The 15,507-nt window shown below is 72.8% G+C and carries 12 protein-coding genes; 2 read left to right on the top strand and 10 right to left on the bottom strand.

Annotated features, from left to right (window positions below; all coding sequences use genetic code 11):
* Window positions 1-143 precede the first annotated feature (143 nt).
* The 7 genes from ACQEV1_RS45055 to ACQEV1_RS45025 form a co-directional block, all read right to left on the bottom strand.
* On the bottom strand, window positions 144-2,927 hold the full coding sequence (locus tag ACQEV1_RS45055; protein WP_433403311.1) for a sugar-binding protein: 2,784 nt from the start codon (window positions 2,925-2,927) through the stop codon (window positions 144-146).
* 56 nt (window positions 2,928-2,983) lie between these two features.
* Window positions 2,984-3,775 carry a carbohydrate ABC transporter permease gene (locus ACQEV1_RS45050; RefSeq protein WP_285626666.1) on the bottom strand — a complete coding sequence of 264 codons (792 nt, stop codon included), beginning with the start codon at window positions 3,773-3,775 and terminating at the stop codon, window positions 2,984-2,986.
* Window positions 3,772-4,656 carry a carbohydrate ABC transporter permease gene (locus ACQEV1_RS45045; RefSeq protein ID WP_285579850.1) on the bottom strand — a complete coding sequence of 295 codons (885 nt, stop codon included), beginning with the start codon at window positions 4,654-4,656 and terminating at the stop codon, window positions 3,772-3,774. Before ACQEV1_RS45045 ends, ACQEV1_RS45050 begins: the two co-directional genes overlap by 4 nt.
* Window positions 4,653-5,996, bottom strand: coding sequence for an ABC transporter substrate-binding protein (locus ACQEV1_RS45040; RefSeq protein WP_433403307.1), 1,344 nt, complete (start codon window positions 5,994-5,996; stop codon window positions 4,653-4,655). The genes ACQEV1_RS45045 and ACQEV1_RS45040 overlap by 4 nt, the downstream gene beginning before the upstream one ends.
* A 97-nt stretch (window positions 5,997-6,093) precedes the next feature.
* Window positions 6,094-7,215: a carbohydrate kinase family protein gene (locus tag ACQEV1_RS45035; RefSeq protein WP_433403304.1), complete on the bottom strand. Its 1,122-nt coding sequence runs from the start codon at window positions 7,213-7,215 to the stop codon at window positions 6,094-6,096.
* Window positions 7,216-7,338: 123 nt separating this feature from the next.
* Entirely contained in the window at window positions 7,339-8,535 is a 1,197-nt protein-coding gene (locus ACQEV1_RS45030; RefSeq protein WP_433403301.1) for an amino acid deaminase/aldolase, read from the bottom strand.
* A gap of 56 nt (window positions 8,536-8,591) precedes the next feature.
* Window positions 8,592-10,772 (bottom strand): hypothetical protein, encoded by a 2,181-nt coding sequence (locus ACQEV1_RS45025; RefSeq protein WP_433403299.1) that lies wholly within the window; start codon window positions 10,770-10,772, stop codon window positions 8,592-8,594.
* 230 nt (window positions 10,773-11,002) lie between these two features.
* On the opposite strand from ACQEV1_RS45025, the gene ACQEV1_RS45020 reads away from it, so the two are divergent.
* Window positions 11,003-11,773, top strand: coding sequence for a class I SAM-dependent methyltransferase (locus ACQEV1_RS45020; RefSeq protein WP_433403297.1), 771 nt, complete (start codon window positions 11,003-11,005; stop codon window positions 11,771-11,773).
* Between the two features lie 10 nt (window positions 11,774-11,783).
* Here the strand turns inward: ACQEV1_RS45020 and ACQEV1_RS45015 are convergent, their stop codons facing one another.
* Window positions 11,784-12,638, bottom strand: a complete 855-nt coding sequence (locus ACQEV1_RS45015) for a helix-turn-helix transcriptional regulator (protein ID WP_285626681.1) — start codon at window positions 12,636-12,638, stop codon at window positions 11,784-11,786.
* A 102-nt stretch (window positions 12,639-12,740) separates the two neighbouring features.
* On the opposite strand from ACQEV1_RS45015, the gene ACQEV1_RS45010 reads away from it, so the two are divergent.
* Window positions 12,741-13,475, top strand: coding sequence for an SDR family oxidoreductase (locus ACQEV1_RS45010; protein WP_433403292.1), 735 nt, complete (start codon window positions 12,741-12,743; stop codon window positions 13,473-13,475).
* Between the two features lie 65 nt (window positions 13,476-13,540).
* On the opposite strand, the gene ACQEV1_RS45005 is transcribed toward ACQEV1_RS45010, so the two are convergent.
* Complete coding sequence (locus ACQEV1_RS45005) at window positions 13,541-14,125, bottom strand: DUF4352 domain-containing protein (RefSeq protein ID WP_433403289.1); 585 nt, start codon at window positions 14,123-14,125, stop codon at window positions 13,541-13,543.
* Between the two features lie 194 nt (window positions 14,126-14,319).
* Window positions 14,320-15,507 carry a M20 metallopeptidase family protein gene (locus tag ACQEV1_RS45000; protein WP_433403286.1) on the bottom strand — a complete coding sequence of 396 codons (1,188 nt, stop codon included), beginning with the start codon at window positions 15,505-15,507 and terminating at the stop codon, window positions 14,320-14,322.

Here is a 15,507-nt window from a genome sequence, read left to right as displayed (position 1 = left end):
GGTGGGACCCAAAAGACCGTCACGGTTGGTCTTAAACCCGTCACCGACTGCCAGACAGGCTGCCCACGTGAATGACCGCCAAACGTGACATTTCTGGTGAAAGGGAGTTACCAACGCCGAGCAGCGGCCGAGCGACCGAGGTTTCAGCCGAGGTGGGCGGCGGTACTCGCGGTGCCGCCCGCCTCGGCCTCGAACGCGACGGCGAGGGTTCCGGTCGTGCCCGGCACGGTGACCGTGGTGGTCCCGGACCGGGTGATCTCGACCTTCTTCTGGCCGAGGATCTTCCCGTCCCACACGTAGGCGTACGCGACGCCCGGACCGCCCGCGCGCAGCCGGAAGGTGACCGAGCCGTCTCCGGCCCTGGGTCGCCCGGCCAGGCGAACGGCGAACGGCGCGGCCGGGCCGGCGGCGAGCGGGACGCGCGTCGACGCGGCCTGGATGATCGACTGTGGTGAGTTGACCGACAGCGCCGCGGTCTGCGGCATCACCGGCGGCGGGGCCGTCGTGGGCCGGCCGGGCGGCGGCGTGTAGCCGGGCAGGGTGGCCAGGCCCCAGCGGTACGGGTCGCCCTGGACGCCGCCCCACGTCGACCAGCCGATGCGCGTCTGGCCCGTCTTGTCGGTCGTGTCGGAGTCGTAGACGAAGATGTCCAGCGCGAGCCGTGACGGGTCGACCGCCGCGGGCAGGTCGGCGAGCGGGATCTTCGTCTCCACCGTGTAGCCCGTGTACGGCGCGGACACGGTGGAGGCCACCTGCATGCCCGGAGCGGTCTCCGCGCCCGGTCCCTGGTGGTTGTCGGCGTCGCGTTCGAAGCACGGGCCGCCGCCGGAGGTGAACGGCAGGATGCCGGTCTTGAACGTCGTCGAGGTGTTCTCCGCGTCGCCGCGCGGGTCGAGCGCGATCTCCACCGAGTCGGTGCGCCAGTGCCGCTTGCAGTCGGCGGCGTCCAGGGCGCTGCCCTGCTTGTCGTCCTTCACCTGCACCAGCACGTACAGCGCGTCGTCGTACCAGGTCGCCTTCGCGGTGGCCGAGCAGTCGGCGGCCGACGAGCACGCCGTGCCCTCCCACAGCCGCGACAGGTCCAGCGACGGCCCGGAGTACTCCCCGGCCGACTCCTTGCCGTCCACGTCCGGGGCCGCGCTCGCCTGCGGGATCGTCGTCCGCGGCACGAGTTCCAGCGCGGCGTTCGCGACGTCGGTGGCCGCGCCGTCGGCCGTCGTGCTGATCGTGTAGTCGTAGTCGCCCGCGCTGCCGCCCTGGTTGGAGGTCGGCAGGGACGCGTCCGTGTTGCGCACGGTGAAGGTCACCGAGCCGGTCTGACCGGCCTCCAGGGTGTACGGCCGGTTCGCGGGCTCGGCGGTGAAGCCCTGCGGCAGGTTCAGCGTGACGGTGCCCTGGTGCGGCCGGTCCGTGGTGTCGGCCAGGTCCACGCGGACCGTGCGCGAGTCGCCGGATCCGAGCGTGAGCACGCGTTCGACCCGTCCGGACAGCTGCGGGACGCCGGTGGACGCGGCCCAGGCGTCGAAGTCGGACACGCGTGGCAGCGGCTGCTGCGCGCCGGTGACGGCGTTCCGCACCTCGACGGCCCGGCCGGTGGTGCCGGTGCCGTGCGCGGTCCGCACGGTCGCGCCGAGCCGTACGCGCCCGGCCTTCGCGTCCGCGGCGGGGGTGACGGTGAACTTCGCCGTGCCGTCGCGCACCGTGCCGGAGCCGGCGGCCGTCCAGCCGGCGGGCAGCGAGAGCACGACCCGCCCCGCGGGGGCGTGCGCGGTGACGGTGAACGGCTCACCGGCGGCGACGCCGAACTCGCTGGTGGTCAGGGAGAACTCGGTGCCCAGCGGCAGACCGCCCCTGGCCGGGTAGACCGCGCCCTCCAGCGCGGCGTCCGGAGCGTGGTTCCCCGGAGTGAAGGGCACGCGGCTGTCGACCTGGGTGAAGTAGTCACAGCCGATCTTGTTCGGGTCGGAGGGCGGGTCGGCGGTGCCGGCCCAGCCCTGGCTCGCGTAGAAGCGATCGGCCTCGGCCTCCACCTGCGCCCAGGTCGCACCGCTCCGCGACCGGCGCCCGGCCCAGACGCCGTACACGTCGGCGGACGGGTCGGTCGGGGTGAACGTCGTCTCGCAGCCGGGCCCGTCGCCGCTCTTGACCAGGTGCTCCTGGTGGAGGAGGCGGCCCGCCCGCCAGGTGCGCAGGTGCTCCTTGGACAGCTGTTCGGGGAAGGCCTTCGGGTCGGCGGCGAGGTAGTACGCCTCGACGGCGAGCCGCCCGGCCTCCTGGTGGTTGCCGTGCTGACTCGGGATCGGCGACGGCGTCATCGTGACGATCACCTTGGGCCGCGTCTCGCGGACGAGGCGGACGACCTTGGCGATCGTGGAGTCGTGGTCCCAGGCCTTGCGGGTGAGCTCGTCGCTGACGGTGTAGTAGAAGTCGACCTTGTCGAGGTAGTCGATGTCGGCGATGCCCGCCTTCGCGACGGCCTTGCGCTCCTCGGCCTCGCGGAGCAGGCCGAGCGCCGGCCCCTCCTCGGTGCCGACCGCGTTGCCCCCGCCCTCGCCCCGGGTGATGGTCAGCACGCCCGTACGGAGGTGGCGCTGCTCGTTCCACTGACCGAACGTGGACAGATCACTCGACTCGTCGTCGGGGTGGGCGCCGACGAACAGCACGTCGAGCCCGCCGGGAGCCGTGGGTGCGCTTGCGGCGGAGCTGGGAACGTTCCGGCCGGGCGCCGCCCGGCGTACGGCCGGCGCCGCCGGAAGCGCGGCGGACCGGGCGTACGACGTCTGGGTGTACGCGCTCGCGGCGGCGTTGACCTGCCGCGACTGGGGCGCCGAAGGCTGCCGTGGCGACGTCGGCGGGACGGCCGAGGGCAGCAGCGAGACGACCAGACCGGCGGCGAGCGCCATGGGCGCCCCGAACCCTCCGCGCATGGCGGCCAACTCCTCTTAAACGATCACAGCCGATCGACTGAGGGTACGTTGCGAACTCATTCTTTGACAGCCCCGGAAAGCATGCCCGCGATGAAATGGCGTTGCAGGAAAACGTAGACGATGACCACCGGGGTGGCCACGATCAGGGCCCCCGCCATGAGCAACTGGTACTCCGTCTGGTGCTGGCCCTGGAAGATCGACAGGCCGAGCGGCGCCGTGCGCCGGCCCTCGTCGGAGTTCACGATCACCAGGGCGAGCAGGAACTCGTTCCACGTCCACATGGCGATGAGCAGCACCATCGTGAGGATCGCGGGCCGGCCGACCGGCACCAGGACCCGGCGCAGCGTGGTCCAGCTCGACGCCCCGTCGATGCGCGCGGCCTCGATCAGCGAGCGCGGCGCGGAGCGGAAGTAGGCGCGCATCCAGAAGACGCCGAATGACACCGACTGGGCGATCTGCGGGAGCATCAGGCCGGGCAGGGTGTTGTCCAGCCCGGCCGAGCGCAGGTCGAAATACAGCGGGATGACAATGGCCTCGGTAGGCACCATCAGTCCCAGAAGGAACAGATAGAACAAAGCGGTCGAACCGCGGAATTCCATGGTGCCCAGGGCGTACCCGGCCAGGATCGACAGCGCCGACGCGACCACGACCACCACGGTGACGACGATGAGGCTGTTGGTCAGGTAGCGGGCGAAGTGCCCTTGCCGCCAGGCCTCGGTGAACGCGCCGAACGACAGGTGCGGCAGGCCCAGCGCCTGCGCGGCGACGGCGAGCAGCGGGAAGACGGCCACGACCGTGAACAGGCTCAGCACGCCGTACGTCGCCAGGCGCTCGTTGCGGGACGTCATGAACGCCCCTCGACGACACGTGTGATCCCGGCCGTGAGGATGAACACGACGATCGCGATCGTGATGCCGATCGCGCAGGCCAGCCCCACCTCGCCCGTGTTGAACGCGCGGTCGTACACCTCGTAGGCGGGCACCTTGGTGGCGTCGCCCGGCCCGCCGTTGGTCGTCAGGTAGATCAGGTCGAAGTTGCGCAGCGCGGCCACCGTCGTGAGGGTCAGCGCGACGGCCAGCTCCCGCCGCAGCCCCGGGAGCGTGACCGCGAAGAACTCCCGTACGGCACCGGCGCCGTCGATGCGCGCCGCCTCGTACAGCTCGACCGGGATCTTCTGCACGCCGGCGAGGAACAGCACCATGGCCAGTCCGATCTCCACCCAGGTGCCGATCAGGCCGACCGACGGCAGCGCCCAGCCGAAGTCGCCCAGCCAGCCGCGCGTCAGGCCGCCCAGCCCGACGAACCGGAGCGTGCCGTTGACCGGGCCGTGGTCGGAGTAGATCCACTGCCAGGCCACCGCGACGGCCACCATCGCCACGACCTGCGGCAGGAACAGGACCGTACGGAAGAACGTCATGCCGCGCGGCCGCGAGCGGGACATCACCGACACCAGCACGAAGGCGATGCAGCAGGGCAGCACGGCGTAGAAGAAGAGCAGGACGAAGGCGTGCCAGAACGAGCCGCGCAGGCTCGGGTCGGAGAACGCCTGGGTGTAGTTGCCCAGCCCCGCCCACGTGCCGAGGGTGAGCCCGTCCCAGTGGAACAGCGACAGGTACGCCCCGTGCACCAGCGGCCACAGCAGGAACAGGGCGTAGACCACGAGTGCCGGCAGGACGTACAGGTAGCCGATCCGGCGCGGCTCACCGGGCGGCCGGGCGCGCCCGCTCACTTCTTGGCCAGGAAGGCGCTGTAGTCCTTCTGGGCGGCGGCCATGCCCTGCTGTGGCGTCTTACGGCCCGCGATGATCTCCTGCAGCGCGCCGCCGAGCGTGTCCATGAACGTCGTCGTCGAGTAGTCGAGGTAGGGGACGAGGAGGTCCTTGTCGCTGGCGGTCCGGTAGGCCTGGAACACGTCCCGGCCGACCGGCGAGGACGGTGTGGCGCTCGCCGGTTTGGCCGAGGGCAGCCCGCCGGTCTGGACGACGACGTCCATCGCCTGGGGGCTGGTCATGAAGTTCAGGTACGCCGCGGCGACGTCGGGGTGCTTGGACTTGGAGGTGATCGCCAGCGGCAGGCCGGGGCCGCCGAGCGTCGGAGGCTGGGCCTGACCGGCCTGCGGGGGCGGCGGGAGCATGAAGCGGACCTTGTCTCCCAGCTTCTTCTGCAGGTCCGCGGCGAACCACGGCCCGCCGATGAGGAAGACTCCGTCGCCCTTCGCGAACGCCGACGGCGAGTCGTTGTACTTGCCGGCGTTGGCGGTGCGCGGCAGGTAGCCGTTCTTCGCCCAGCCCGCCAGCCTCTGCGCGGCCTGCACCACCGGCGGGTCGGTCCACGCGCCGCCCTGGCCGAACACCAGGTTGCGCAGCGCGCCCTTGTCGGCGGTCTGGCCGAGCAGCACGCCGAGCTCGTGGATGGCCGGGAACTTCTCCAGGTTGGCGAAGTAGAGCGGCGTCTCGCCCTTGCTCTTGGCGAGCGCCAGGTCCTGCTCGAACTGGCTGAAGCTCGTCGGCGGCTGGATGCCGAGCTTCGCGAGTTTGTCGGTGTTGTAGTAGATGCCGACCGCCTCGCCGGTCATCGAGACGCCGTACAGGCTGCCGGAGCCGATGGTCTTGCCGTCCGTGGTGACGCTGTTGAGCTGCGAGACGCCCGCAGGGAACCGCGTGTGGAAGCCGTAGACCTTGTCGTACGGGTCCAGGGGGACCAGCGCGCCCGCCTTGACCAGCGCGGCCATGATGCCGTACCCCTGGTTGGCCTCGACCACGTCGGGCGGGTTGTCGCCGGACAGCGCGAGGCGCAGGGTCTTCTCCAGATCGCTGAACGACCGCGACACCCGCTTGATCGTGACGTTCGGGTACTTCGCGTGGAAGGCGGCGTTGAGCTTCTGCATCTGCTCGTTCTGGCCGCCGAGGACCTCCTGGTCCCAGACGGTCAGCGTGACCGGCCCGGCCTTGGCGATGTCGGTCTGCACCGCGCTCGGCGGCTTCTGCGTCGGTTTCGGATTGTTCGATCCCGGGGCACAGGCGGACACGGAGATCAGCATCGTGGCGAGGACCATGATCGGTTTCCGCATGGCGGGGGCTCCTTCGTCAACCGAACCGAGGCTTCGGTGCCTTTTTACAAGATCTTCATCCTCGGCGCACCGTCCTCCCGGAACGGTCCAGCGGTTCTCACCACGCCCCGCGAACGGTCGGCTCGGCGCGGGTCACGTTGATCGGGGCCGCGTCGGGGATGTACGGCACGAGGAACGAGTAGTCGCGAAGGATCTCTTCGGGCAGCTCACCGGACTCGCCGAACGCCGCGATGTCGCCCCAGCAGGGCGAGCCGAGCGAGCCGCTGTGGTGACGCACGGACAGGCCGGCGCACAGGTTGGCGAAGCGCAGGCGTTCGAGCAGCGGCCACTGGGCGAGCGTGCCGTAGACGAACCCGGCCCCGAACACGTCGCCGGCGCCGGTCGGGTCGAGGGCCTCGACCGGCAGTGCCGAAGCGTCGGCCCGCTCGCCGGTGGTGCCGTCGATCGCGATCGCGCCGTCGCCTCCGCGCTTGACCACGACGACCGGCACCCGCTCGCTGAGCGCCGCGAGGGCCAGCTCGGGCGTCGCGGTGCGGGTGTAGGCCATGGCCTCGATGGCGTTGGGCAGGAACACGTCGACGTGGTCGAGCCGGTCGAGCACGTCGCTGGACCAGGTCTCGGTGGAGTCCCAGCCGACGTCGGCCACCACGATCGCGCCCCGGGCACGCATCTCCCGCGCCCAGTCGGGCACGGGGTGGTCGATGTCGAGGAAGCAGGTGCGGGCGGCCGGCGGAGTCGTGATGAGCTCCTCCGGCATCACCGGCATCGGCCGGTGGTAGGTGACCATGCTGCGGTCGGCGTCGTAGGCCAGCGACACGGTCACCGGCGTCGGCCAGCCGGGCAGCCGGCGTGAGTGATCGAGCCCGACCCCCTCCTGCTCGGAGAGGGTGCGCCACAGATAGGCGCCGAACATGTCGTCCCCGAAGGCGGCGGCGAGCCCCACATTGAGGCCGAGCCGGCTCATCGCGACCGCGATGTTGGCGATGCCTCCGGGAGCCGATCCGAGCCCGTCGGTGATCAGCTCGGTGCCCGGCGGGGGCAGGCCGGGCAGCCCGGTGAAGATCATGTCCATGAAGACGGTGCCGGCGAGGAACACGTCGAGCCCGTCGCGCCCGGGATGCAGCAGGTCCCCGGCCGCCCCGCGTTCGGCGCAGGGGTCGTGCAGGCGGGGCTCGGGCGCGTGGCCGGGCCGGGCCGCGATGTTCTCCACCTGACCCATGGGCGTGTCTCCTCACCGGATCTCCGGGCCTGAGGTAACGACCATACGCGCCCGCGCAAGCCCCTCATCAGCCGATCCGCCGAACCGATGATCACAAACCGCCCGGCGACCCCGTACGGCCGGTCAGAGGAACGTCTTGCCCTCGCCCCGGTAGGTGGGGACGGTGTCGACGAGACGGTCGCCGTCGATCAGGTGGAGCTCGGCGAAGCGCTCGCACAGCTCGCCGGCCTTGGCGTGCCGGAAGTAGACCCGGTCGCCGATCTCCAGCTCGTCGGCGGCGGCGCCGACGAGCGGCGTCTGCACCTCGCCCGCGCCCTCCTTGGAGTCGAACCGCAGCCCGGCGGGCAGGAAGGGCTGCGGCAGCCGGCTGCGGTCGCCGACGCCCGACGCGGGATAGCCGCCGCCGAGGACCGTGACCACGCCGGGGCCGGGACGGCGGACGACGGGCAGGGCGAACAGCGCAGCCGGACGGCCCGTGAAGTTGGTGTAGTGGTCGAACAGGACCGACTGGTAGAGGCCGGAGCCCGCCGCGACCTCGGTGACGGAGACCTCCGCCGCGGTCTTCTCCACGCTGCCGGTGCCGCCGCCGTTGACGAACTCCAGGTCGGCCTCGGCCCGGACCGCCTTGACGATCGCGGCGCGGCGGCGGGCCAGCTCGACCCGCGACTGCGCCTGGACGAACCGGACCGCCCGGGAGAAGAACGGCTTGCCGGGCGGATTGTCGCCGACCCCGGCGATCTGCGACTCGTACGCCATCAGCCCCACGAGGCTCAGCGTGGGCCGGCGGGCGACGTCGCGGGCCAGCGCGGCGGCCTCATCGGCGGTACGGATGGGGGAGCGCAGGGCACCGATCCGCACCCGGCCCCCGGCCGGACGCCACGCGGCGTCGATGTCGATGCAGACGCGGATCGGCCGGTCGCCGCCGGCGGACTCGGCGATGTCCTCGATCATGTCGAGGTGCTGGACGCAGTCGACCATGACGGTGACCGTCGCCGCCGCCCTCTCGTCGCGGGCCAGCTCGGTCAGGACGCGGCGGTCCACGGTCGGGTAGGCGACCAGGATGTCGTCGCTGAGCCCCTCCGACGCCAGCCAGAGCGCCTCGGGCAGCGTGAACGCCATGATCCCGTGGAACCCCTCGGTGGCGAGGACCTGTGAGAGGAGCGTGCGGCAGCGCACCGACTTGCTCGCCACCCGGATCGGCTTGCTCCGCGCGCGGCGTACCAGGCCGGCGGCGTTCGCGCGGAAGGCGTCGAGGTCGACGATCGCGAACGGCGGCTCCAGGTGGGCTGTCGCGGCGTCGTACCGCTCACGCAACGTCATAGCCGCAGATTGCCACATTTTCGGCGAATATGAAAAGCCTTCACCTTCAGTGGAGGTCAGCCCTCGGCGGGCCGGAGAGTGAAACCCGGACGTTGATCGGCGCCGGGAGAGGCGTCCGTCGCGGTGACCTCCGTGGAGCCGCCCGCGGGGGCGTCCGCCGTCGGGGAGCCACCCGCCGGGACGGTCTCCTGGAGGGCGACCACGGCGGCGGCCAGCGCCAGGGGCACGGCGACGGCCAGCGCCAGCGCCGGCACCGCGATGCCCGAGTCGTTCACCGCCCCGCCCACCACGGCGGTGACGAAGGCACCGGACAGCCCGGCCCGCAGCATCGGCGCCCGCTCGTACGCCCGCTGCAGGCCACCGGCGCCCGCGCGCCCCGGACGGTGCAGCACCAGCAGGACGAACAGGAACCCCGCCACCACGACCGGCAGGAGCGTCGGGTTGCCGAACGTGTGCACCATCGCGGCGAACTTGCGCTCCAGCCAGGGCAGCGAGTCGCCCTCGACGAGTTGCCCGAAGAACCGGCCCATGTGCGTCTGCCGCGACGGCGGACGCAGGTAGTCGATCCAGGCGACGCCGAGAACGAGCGCCATCCCGGTCGCGCGCAGCAGTTGGAGCCGCAGGAACGACACCCGCCGCCCGGCCACCAGCAGCGCGGTCGTCGCCAGGCCCGGCACGAACGCGACCAGGCCGCCGAAGTCGCTGCCCCACGCGGTCCAGCTGTCCAGCAGCGCCGCGGTCAGGGTCAGGGCGAGGACGACCGCGACGGCGGCCCGGCGACCGGCGCGGGGTTCGAGCCACTGGGCGATCCCGGCCGACGCGAGCAGGGTCGAGGTGGCCAGCACCGCGAACGCGATGTTGCCCATGCCGTAGTACCGCCCGCCCACCAGCGGCGAGTACCCCATCATGCTGTTGAGCTGCAGGTGGGTTCCGGTCAGCAGGTCGGCGGCCAGGACCGCGGCGGTCACGCCCGCGATGACCGTCCCGGGGCCGAGGAGGTGGCGGCGCCACGGCCCGCACATCGCCAGCCCGACCACGAGCGCGTCGCCGGCCGCGATCCCGGCGACCAGCCAGAGCGCGGGCCGGGACATGTGCCACCAGGGCACCAGGTTGACGAGGTAGGTCGAGACCGGGACCGCGGCGGCGATGAGCGCGGTCAGCCGGGTCGCGGACAGGATCCGGCGACGCCGGCGCAGGGACCCGTGCCGCAGCGCCAGCGCCGCCGCCGCGTACAGGAGGACCTGGCTGATCACGAACCCGGCGAAGAAACGCGGGAGCAGCCGCCGGTGGGTCTGCGCCGCGACGTCCTGGGAGGACAGGTCGGCCACCGAGTCGGCGAGCGCGGGCCGTACGGCGTCCGGCAGCAGCGGCGTTCCGATCAACCCGGCCGGTGCCGGGACCCCCGCCGAGGCCAGCAGCGTCGCGGTGAGGTCGGGCAGGATCACCATGTTCGCGCGCCGGGTGGAGTCCGAGCCGAGGTAGCGGCCCGCGGTCCCGGGGCCGGTCGCGATGGCGAGCCGCAGATGCGGCGTACGGCTCAGGTCGTCGGCCACGCCCGCCACCACCACGCCGGTGCCGGCGGGCAGGTGCGCCAGCACCGTCCCGACCGTCGTGTCCGCCCGGCGCGCCGCGGAGGCCCGGTCGCCGCCGCCGACCATGCCCGCGTCGACGATCGAGACCGCGCATCGGGACCACGCGCCCGGCGGCAGCGCGGCGGGCGCCGGAGCGTACGTGTCGACGCGCCCCCGGCCGTCGGCGGCGGCCAGCGCCGCTCCGGCGCCGACGGCGTTCACGCAGCCGCCCGCCCGGTGCACGGCGTCGGCCAGCAGCCCCACCGGGCCGAAGCCCGCGTTGATCCGCCGGATCCGCTCGGTCTCGCCGACCATCGCGCCCTCACCGTGCCGGGAGAGGTGGACCGGCCGGTGGCAGTACGGCCCGGCGGCCGACCGGGCGCCCGCCGAGACCGTGACCCAGCCGTCCGCCGGGCAGGTCAGGGTGCCGACCGCCCGTACCGACAGCAGGCCCGTCCCGGCGGTGCCGGCGAGGCGCCACAGGTTCGGGGTGACCGAGGGCCCGACGTCGTTCCACCGCAGCCCGGGAACGCCGATGAGGACGACGTGCCGCGCCGGGGCCGCGTGGGCCGAGGGTGCGTGGGCCGGGGTCGCGCCCGCACTCGGGAAATGGGCGATGAGAGCCGCGGCGGCCAGTGCCAGCGCGGCGGCGACGCGTTTCGGCAACGATCGGCTCCCCGGCGAGTTCGCGACATGGCGGGGGAGATGATGCCCGCCGCTCGCGGCGCCCCCGCGCCGCGCGAGTTAAGCGCCCCCGTCCGCTCGGTGAAGTATGGACGGCGCTCTCGCGGCGAGGGGCGCCGTCCACCGGCATGTCGCCGGTCTTTGCCGGTTACTGGCACGAGCCGCCCGAACGCACAAGGCTCGACGCCCCCACGGTGGTTACCGTGGGGGCCATGGTTCACCCATCCGAAGTCACGCCGGAGACACACGCGCGCCGGGCCTCGTCGTTCGGCGCTCAGGCCGCCGCGTACGCGGCCGAGCGGCCCGGCTATCCCGAGGCCGCCGTCCGCTGGGTGCTGGAGCCGGTGTCGGGGCGCTCGCCGCTGCGGGTGCTCGACCTGGGTGCCGGCACCGGCAAGCTGACCGCGAGCCTGATGCGGACCGGCGCCGAGGTCGTCGCGGTCGAGCCGGACTCCGGCATGCTCGCCGAGTTGCGCCGCGCGCTGCCCGGCGTGCGGGCGCTGGCCGGCTCGGCGGAGCGGATCCCGCTCGCCGACGGTTCCGTGGACGCCATCGTGGTCGGGCAGGCGATGCACTGGTTCGACCTGGACCGCGCCGTGCCCGAGATGTCCCGCGTGCTCACGCCGGGCGGGGTCGTCGGCGGCCTGTGGAACCGCGAGGACGACGACGTGCCGTGGGTCCGCGGATACCAGGAGATCGCCCGGGGCTGGGCGGCCGTCCGCCGGCGGGAGAGCGTCGCCGAACTCGATCTGGGCCCCCGCTTCCCCACGCTGGAGCAGGAGACGTTCCGCCACGTCCAGCGGCGTACGGCGGACTCCCTCGCGGCCACCCTCGGCACCCACTCGCACGTGCTCGTGATGCCGGAGGAGGAGCGGGCCGCACTGCTGGACCGCGTCCTGGAGTACCTGCGCGCGACGCCCGAGACGGCGGGGGAGTTCGACCTGCCTCTGGTGACCCTGACCGTCCGCGCGGTCCGCGCCTGACCGCTCCCGCTCACGGCCGGGTCGTGAGGTCCTGGGTGCCGACGACCTTGAGCAGGCGGAGCGCCTCGTGCGACGGAGTACCGGGGGCGGCGGTGTAGAGCACGATCCACTGGTCCTGGTACGGGTCGTGCAGCGCCTCGCAGTCCAGGTCGAGCCAGCCGACCAGCGGATGGCGCAGCCGCTTGCTCGTCGAGCGGCGGACCCGCACGTCCTGTTCGGCCCACAGCTCGCCGAACTCGGCGCTCGCGGCCAGGAGCCGGTCGACCAGCCGGCGGATGCCGGCGTCGCGGGGATACCGTGCGGCGGCCGCGCGCAGATCGGCGACGGACTCGCGGGCGAACCGGCGGCCGCCCTCGGCGTCGTGCCGGTCACGTGCCGCCGCGTCCGTGAAGAACCGCCAGATCACGTTCCGCTCGCCGGGCGGCAGCGCCGAGTAGTCGCCGAGGAGGGCGGCGGCCATCGCGTTCCACGCGAGCACGTCGTACTTCGCGTCGCAGACGAGCGCGGGAGTGTCGTCGAGCCGGTCGAGCAGGTGCGCCACGCCGGGCCGTACGTCCCGTCGAGGGCCGGGCGGCGGTCCGGGCACCTCGCCGACGAGGTGGTGCAGGTGGGCGCGTTCGTCCTCGGACAGGCGCAGCGCACGGGCGATCGCGCCGATCATCTGCCGGGACGGGTGTGGCCCCCGGCCCTGCTCGAGCCGGATGTAGTAGTCCACCGACATGCCGGCCAGCTGGGCGACCTCCTGGCGGCGCAGGCCGGGCGTGCGCCGGCGGTGGCCGGCCTCCAGCCCGACGTCGGCCGGCTGGACCCGCGCCCGCCATCGCCGCAGGAAGGCGGCCAGCTCCGCCCGATCGAACTCGTTCACCCGCCCAGCGTGCCTCGCCGGAGCCGCCGCCACCATGGGACCGCCGGTACCAGCCTCGGCCGTGCTCTCCCGGCCGCGCCGGTCCGGGGTCAGGGTGAGGGCATGACCGACCACAAGATCATCTTTATCACCGGAGCGAACAAGGGCATCGGGTTCGCCGCCGCACGCGAACTCGCCCGTGCCGGGCACACGGTCCTGCTCGGCGCGCGGCACCCCGGCCGGGGCGCGGAGGCCGCCGCCGAGCTGACCGCACAGGACCTCGACGTACGGTTCGTCCACCTGGACGTGACCGACCCGGACACGATCAAGGCGGCGGCCGGCCTGATCGACGCCGAGTACCGCCGCCTGGACGTCCTCGTCAACAACGCGGGAATCTCCCGCGACCGGCCGCACCCGCCGGCCGAACTGCCGGTCGCGGCGCTGCGCGAGACGTACGAGACGAACGTGTTCGGCGTCGTCGCGGTGACCAACGCCATGCTGCCGCTCCTGCGCAGGTCGCCGGCCGGCCACATCGGCAACGTCTCCAGCGGCCTGGGCACCGTCGGCTTCCTCACCGACCCGGACTCCCCGCTGTGGCGGTACGCGAACCTGCTCGGCTACAACTCCTCCAAGGCCGCGCTCAACGCGATCACCCTCATCTACGCCCACTCGCTCCGCGACGCCGGGATCAGGGTCAACGCGCTGTCACCTGGCTTCTGCGCGACCGACCTGAACGGCCACGCCGGCCACCTGAGCGCCGACGAGGGCGGCGCCCACATCGCCCGCCAGGTGCTGTCGCCCGGCGAGGACACCACCGGCGTGTTCCTCAACGAGAACGGCGGCACTCATCCCTGGTGAGCCGCCAGAAGGTGGCCCACCTCCGGAGCCGTGTCGCCCGTACTCAACCTCCGTGGTCAGTACGGCTAGCCGACGCGTGGTGTCGGAGGGGTTCTCGCGGGGGCTCTCGGGGGTACCCGCCACTCGCCGAGCTCGGGGGCGTACCCGGCGTTCAGGGCGTACTGGACGCTGACGATCTTCGCCGCCCTCGGTACGGCGAAGACGATGTAGCCGCTCCGGACCTGGCCCCGTACCAGGCTCATCACACGGGGGAAGGGCGGTCCCGCCGACACCGTCGCGACGGTCGGGTCGTATCCGTGACCGGCCGAGTCGATCACCTTCGCGCCGAAGGTCGGGCTGTCGTGGTACGGCGTCGCGCCCATGTTCTTGAACACGAACCGCACGGCGGCGAACCGTTCACCCTTGCGGGGCTTCTCGAACGCGCCGCGTCCGATGGCCGTGGCGACGACGTTCTTGACCTTCACGGCCATCCGCAGCGTGCCGGTGCCGTTCGCGTCGTCCACGCCGGCGAGGACGACGGCGTCCCCGACGTTCACCTGGCGCACCCGCGGCCGGGAATCGCTGGGCTGAGGGTTCTTGGCCGTCTCGGCGGCGGATCCGCACCCGCCGAGCAGCACCGCGAGCCCCGCGACGAGAGCCAGCCTCCGCACGTTCCCGGTCCTCCATCGCCGACCCGAGCCACCAGAACCGGATGATCATGATAGGGGCCGCGACATGCCCGGAGCGACCGATTCGGCCCGCGTCAGGCGAGTGCTCGGGTGGAGGCGTGGAGGATGTCGCCCAGAGCCGTACGGGCGCGGGCTACTTCGGCGCGATGCGGAGCCCCTACCCGGCGGCCTGAGCCTCAGGCGGCGAGGCGGCGCAGGGCGAGTTCGGCGAGCAGCGCGGACCCGTCGGGCAGCACCGCGTCGTCGAAGACCGCCGTCGTGGCGTGGTTGAACGGCGCCGTGGCCGGGTCGCGGTCGGGCGGGCACGCGCCGAGGAACACGAACGCCCCCGGCACCTCCTCCAGGACGTAGGAGAAGTCCTCCGCCGTGGTCATCGGGTTCGGCACCCAGATGAAGCGCTCGGGCCCGTACAGGTCCGCGACCGCGCCGGCCGCGAACTCGGCCTCGGCCGCGTCGTTGACCGTCACCGGGTATCCCATCTCGTGCTCGAGTTCGGCGGTGAGCCCGTGGGCGGCCGCGATGCCGTCGACCAGCTCCCGTACGCCGTCGATGACGCGGGCGCGGGCCGCGGGGGAGAAGGAGCGGATGGTCAGGCCGAGCTGCGCCTCGTCGGGGATGATGTTGGGCGCCGTGCCCGCGTTGAAGCTGCCGACCGTGATCACGACCGGGTCGAACGCGTCGAACCTCCGGGTCGCCAGCGTCTGCAGGGCCGTCACGATCGCGCTCGCGGCGGGGATCGGGTCCTTCGCCAGGTGCGGCTGGGACCCGTGGCCGCCCGCGCCACGCACCGTCACGCGCATCTGGTCGGCGGCGGCCATCAGCGGGCCGCGCCGGGTGAGGAAGATCCCGGCCGGGATGAGCGAGGAGGTCACGTGCAGCCCGTACGCGGCGACCGGCCGCGCTCCGGCCGCCTCCAGCAGGCCCTCTTCGATCATCAGTTTCGCGCCGCCGTTGCCCTCCTCGCCGGGCTGGAACATGAAGACGACGCTGCCCGCGAACGACCGCTCGGCGAGCAGCCGGGCCGCGCCGACCAGCATCGCGGTGTGCAGGTCGTGCCCGCAGGCGTGCATGGTGCCCGGGATCTGCGAGGCGTACGGCACGCCGGAGCGCTCGGTGAGCGGCAGCGCGTCCATGTCGCCGCGCAGCAGCACGACCGGGCCGGGCGACGAGCCCCGCAGCACCGCGGTCACCGAGGACAGCGCCGTGCCGGTCGTGGTCTCCAGCGGCAGCCCGTCGAGGGCGGCGAGCACCTTCTCCTGGGTACGCGGCAGGTCGAGCCCCACTTCGGGCTCGCGGTGCAGGTCACGGCGGAGGCGGACGAGATCGTCGTGGAGGTCGCCGGCGGCGGCACGCAGAGAGGACAT

Source organism: Actinoallomurus sp. CA-142502 (genome assembly GCF_050936355.1).
Classification (GTDB): domain Bacteria; phylum Actinomycetota; class Actinomycetes; order Streptosporangiales; family Streptosporangiaceae; genus Actinoallomurus; species Actinoallomurus iriomotensis.
The sequence above is the reverse complement of the archived record's forward strand: the minus strand, read 5'-3'. Positions and strand labels throughout refer to the sequence as shown.

What these genes read in the sequence shown, in the direction of transcription:
- ACQEV1_RS45000 (WP_433403286.1), bottom strand. Translation starts at nt 15,507, where the DNA reads ATGTCCTCTCTGCGTGCCGCCGCCGGCGACCTCCACGACGATCTCGTC.
- ACQEV1_RS45050 (WP_285626666.1), bottom strand. Translation starts at nt 3,775, where the DNA reads ATGACGTCCCGCAACGAGCGCCTGGCGACGTACGGCGTGCTGAGCCTG.
- ACQEV1_RS45020 (WP_433403297.1), top strand. Translation starts at nt 11,003, where the DNA reads ATGGTTCACCCATCCGAAGTCACGCCGGAGACACACGCGCGCCGGGCC.
- ACQEV1_RS45010 (WP_433403292.1), top strand. Translation starts at nt 12,741, where the DNA reads ATGACCGACCACAAGATCATCTTTATCACCGGAGCGAACAAGGGCATC.
- ACQEV1_RS45035 (WP_433403304.1), bottom strand. Translation starts at nt 7,215, where the DNA reads ATGGGTCAGGTGGAGAACATCGCGGCCCGGCCCGGCCACGCGCCCGAG.
- ACQEV1_RS45040 (WP_433403307.1), bottom strand. Translation starts at nt 5,996, where the DNA reads ATGCGGAAACCGATCATGGTCCTCGCCACGATGCTGATCTCCGTGTCC.
- ACQEV1_RS45055 (WP_433403311.1), bottom strand. Translation starts at nt 2,927, where the DNA reads ATGCGCGGAGGGTTCGGGGCGCCCATGGCGCTCGCCGCCGGTCTGGTC.
- ACQEV1_RS45030 (WP_433403301.1), bottom strand. Translation starts at nt 8,535, where the DNA reads ATGACGTTGCGTGAGCGGTACGACGCCGCGACAGCCCACCTGGAGCCG.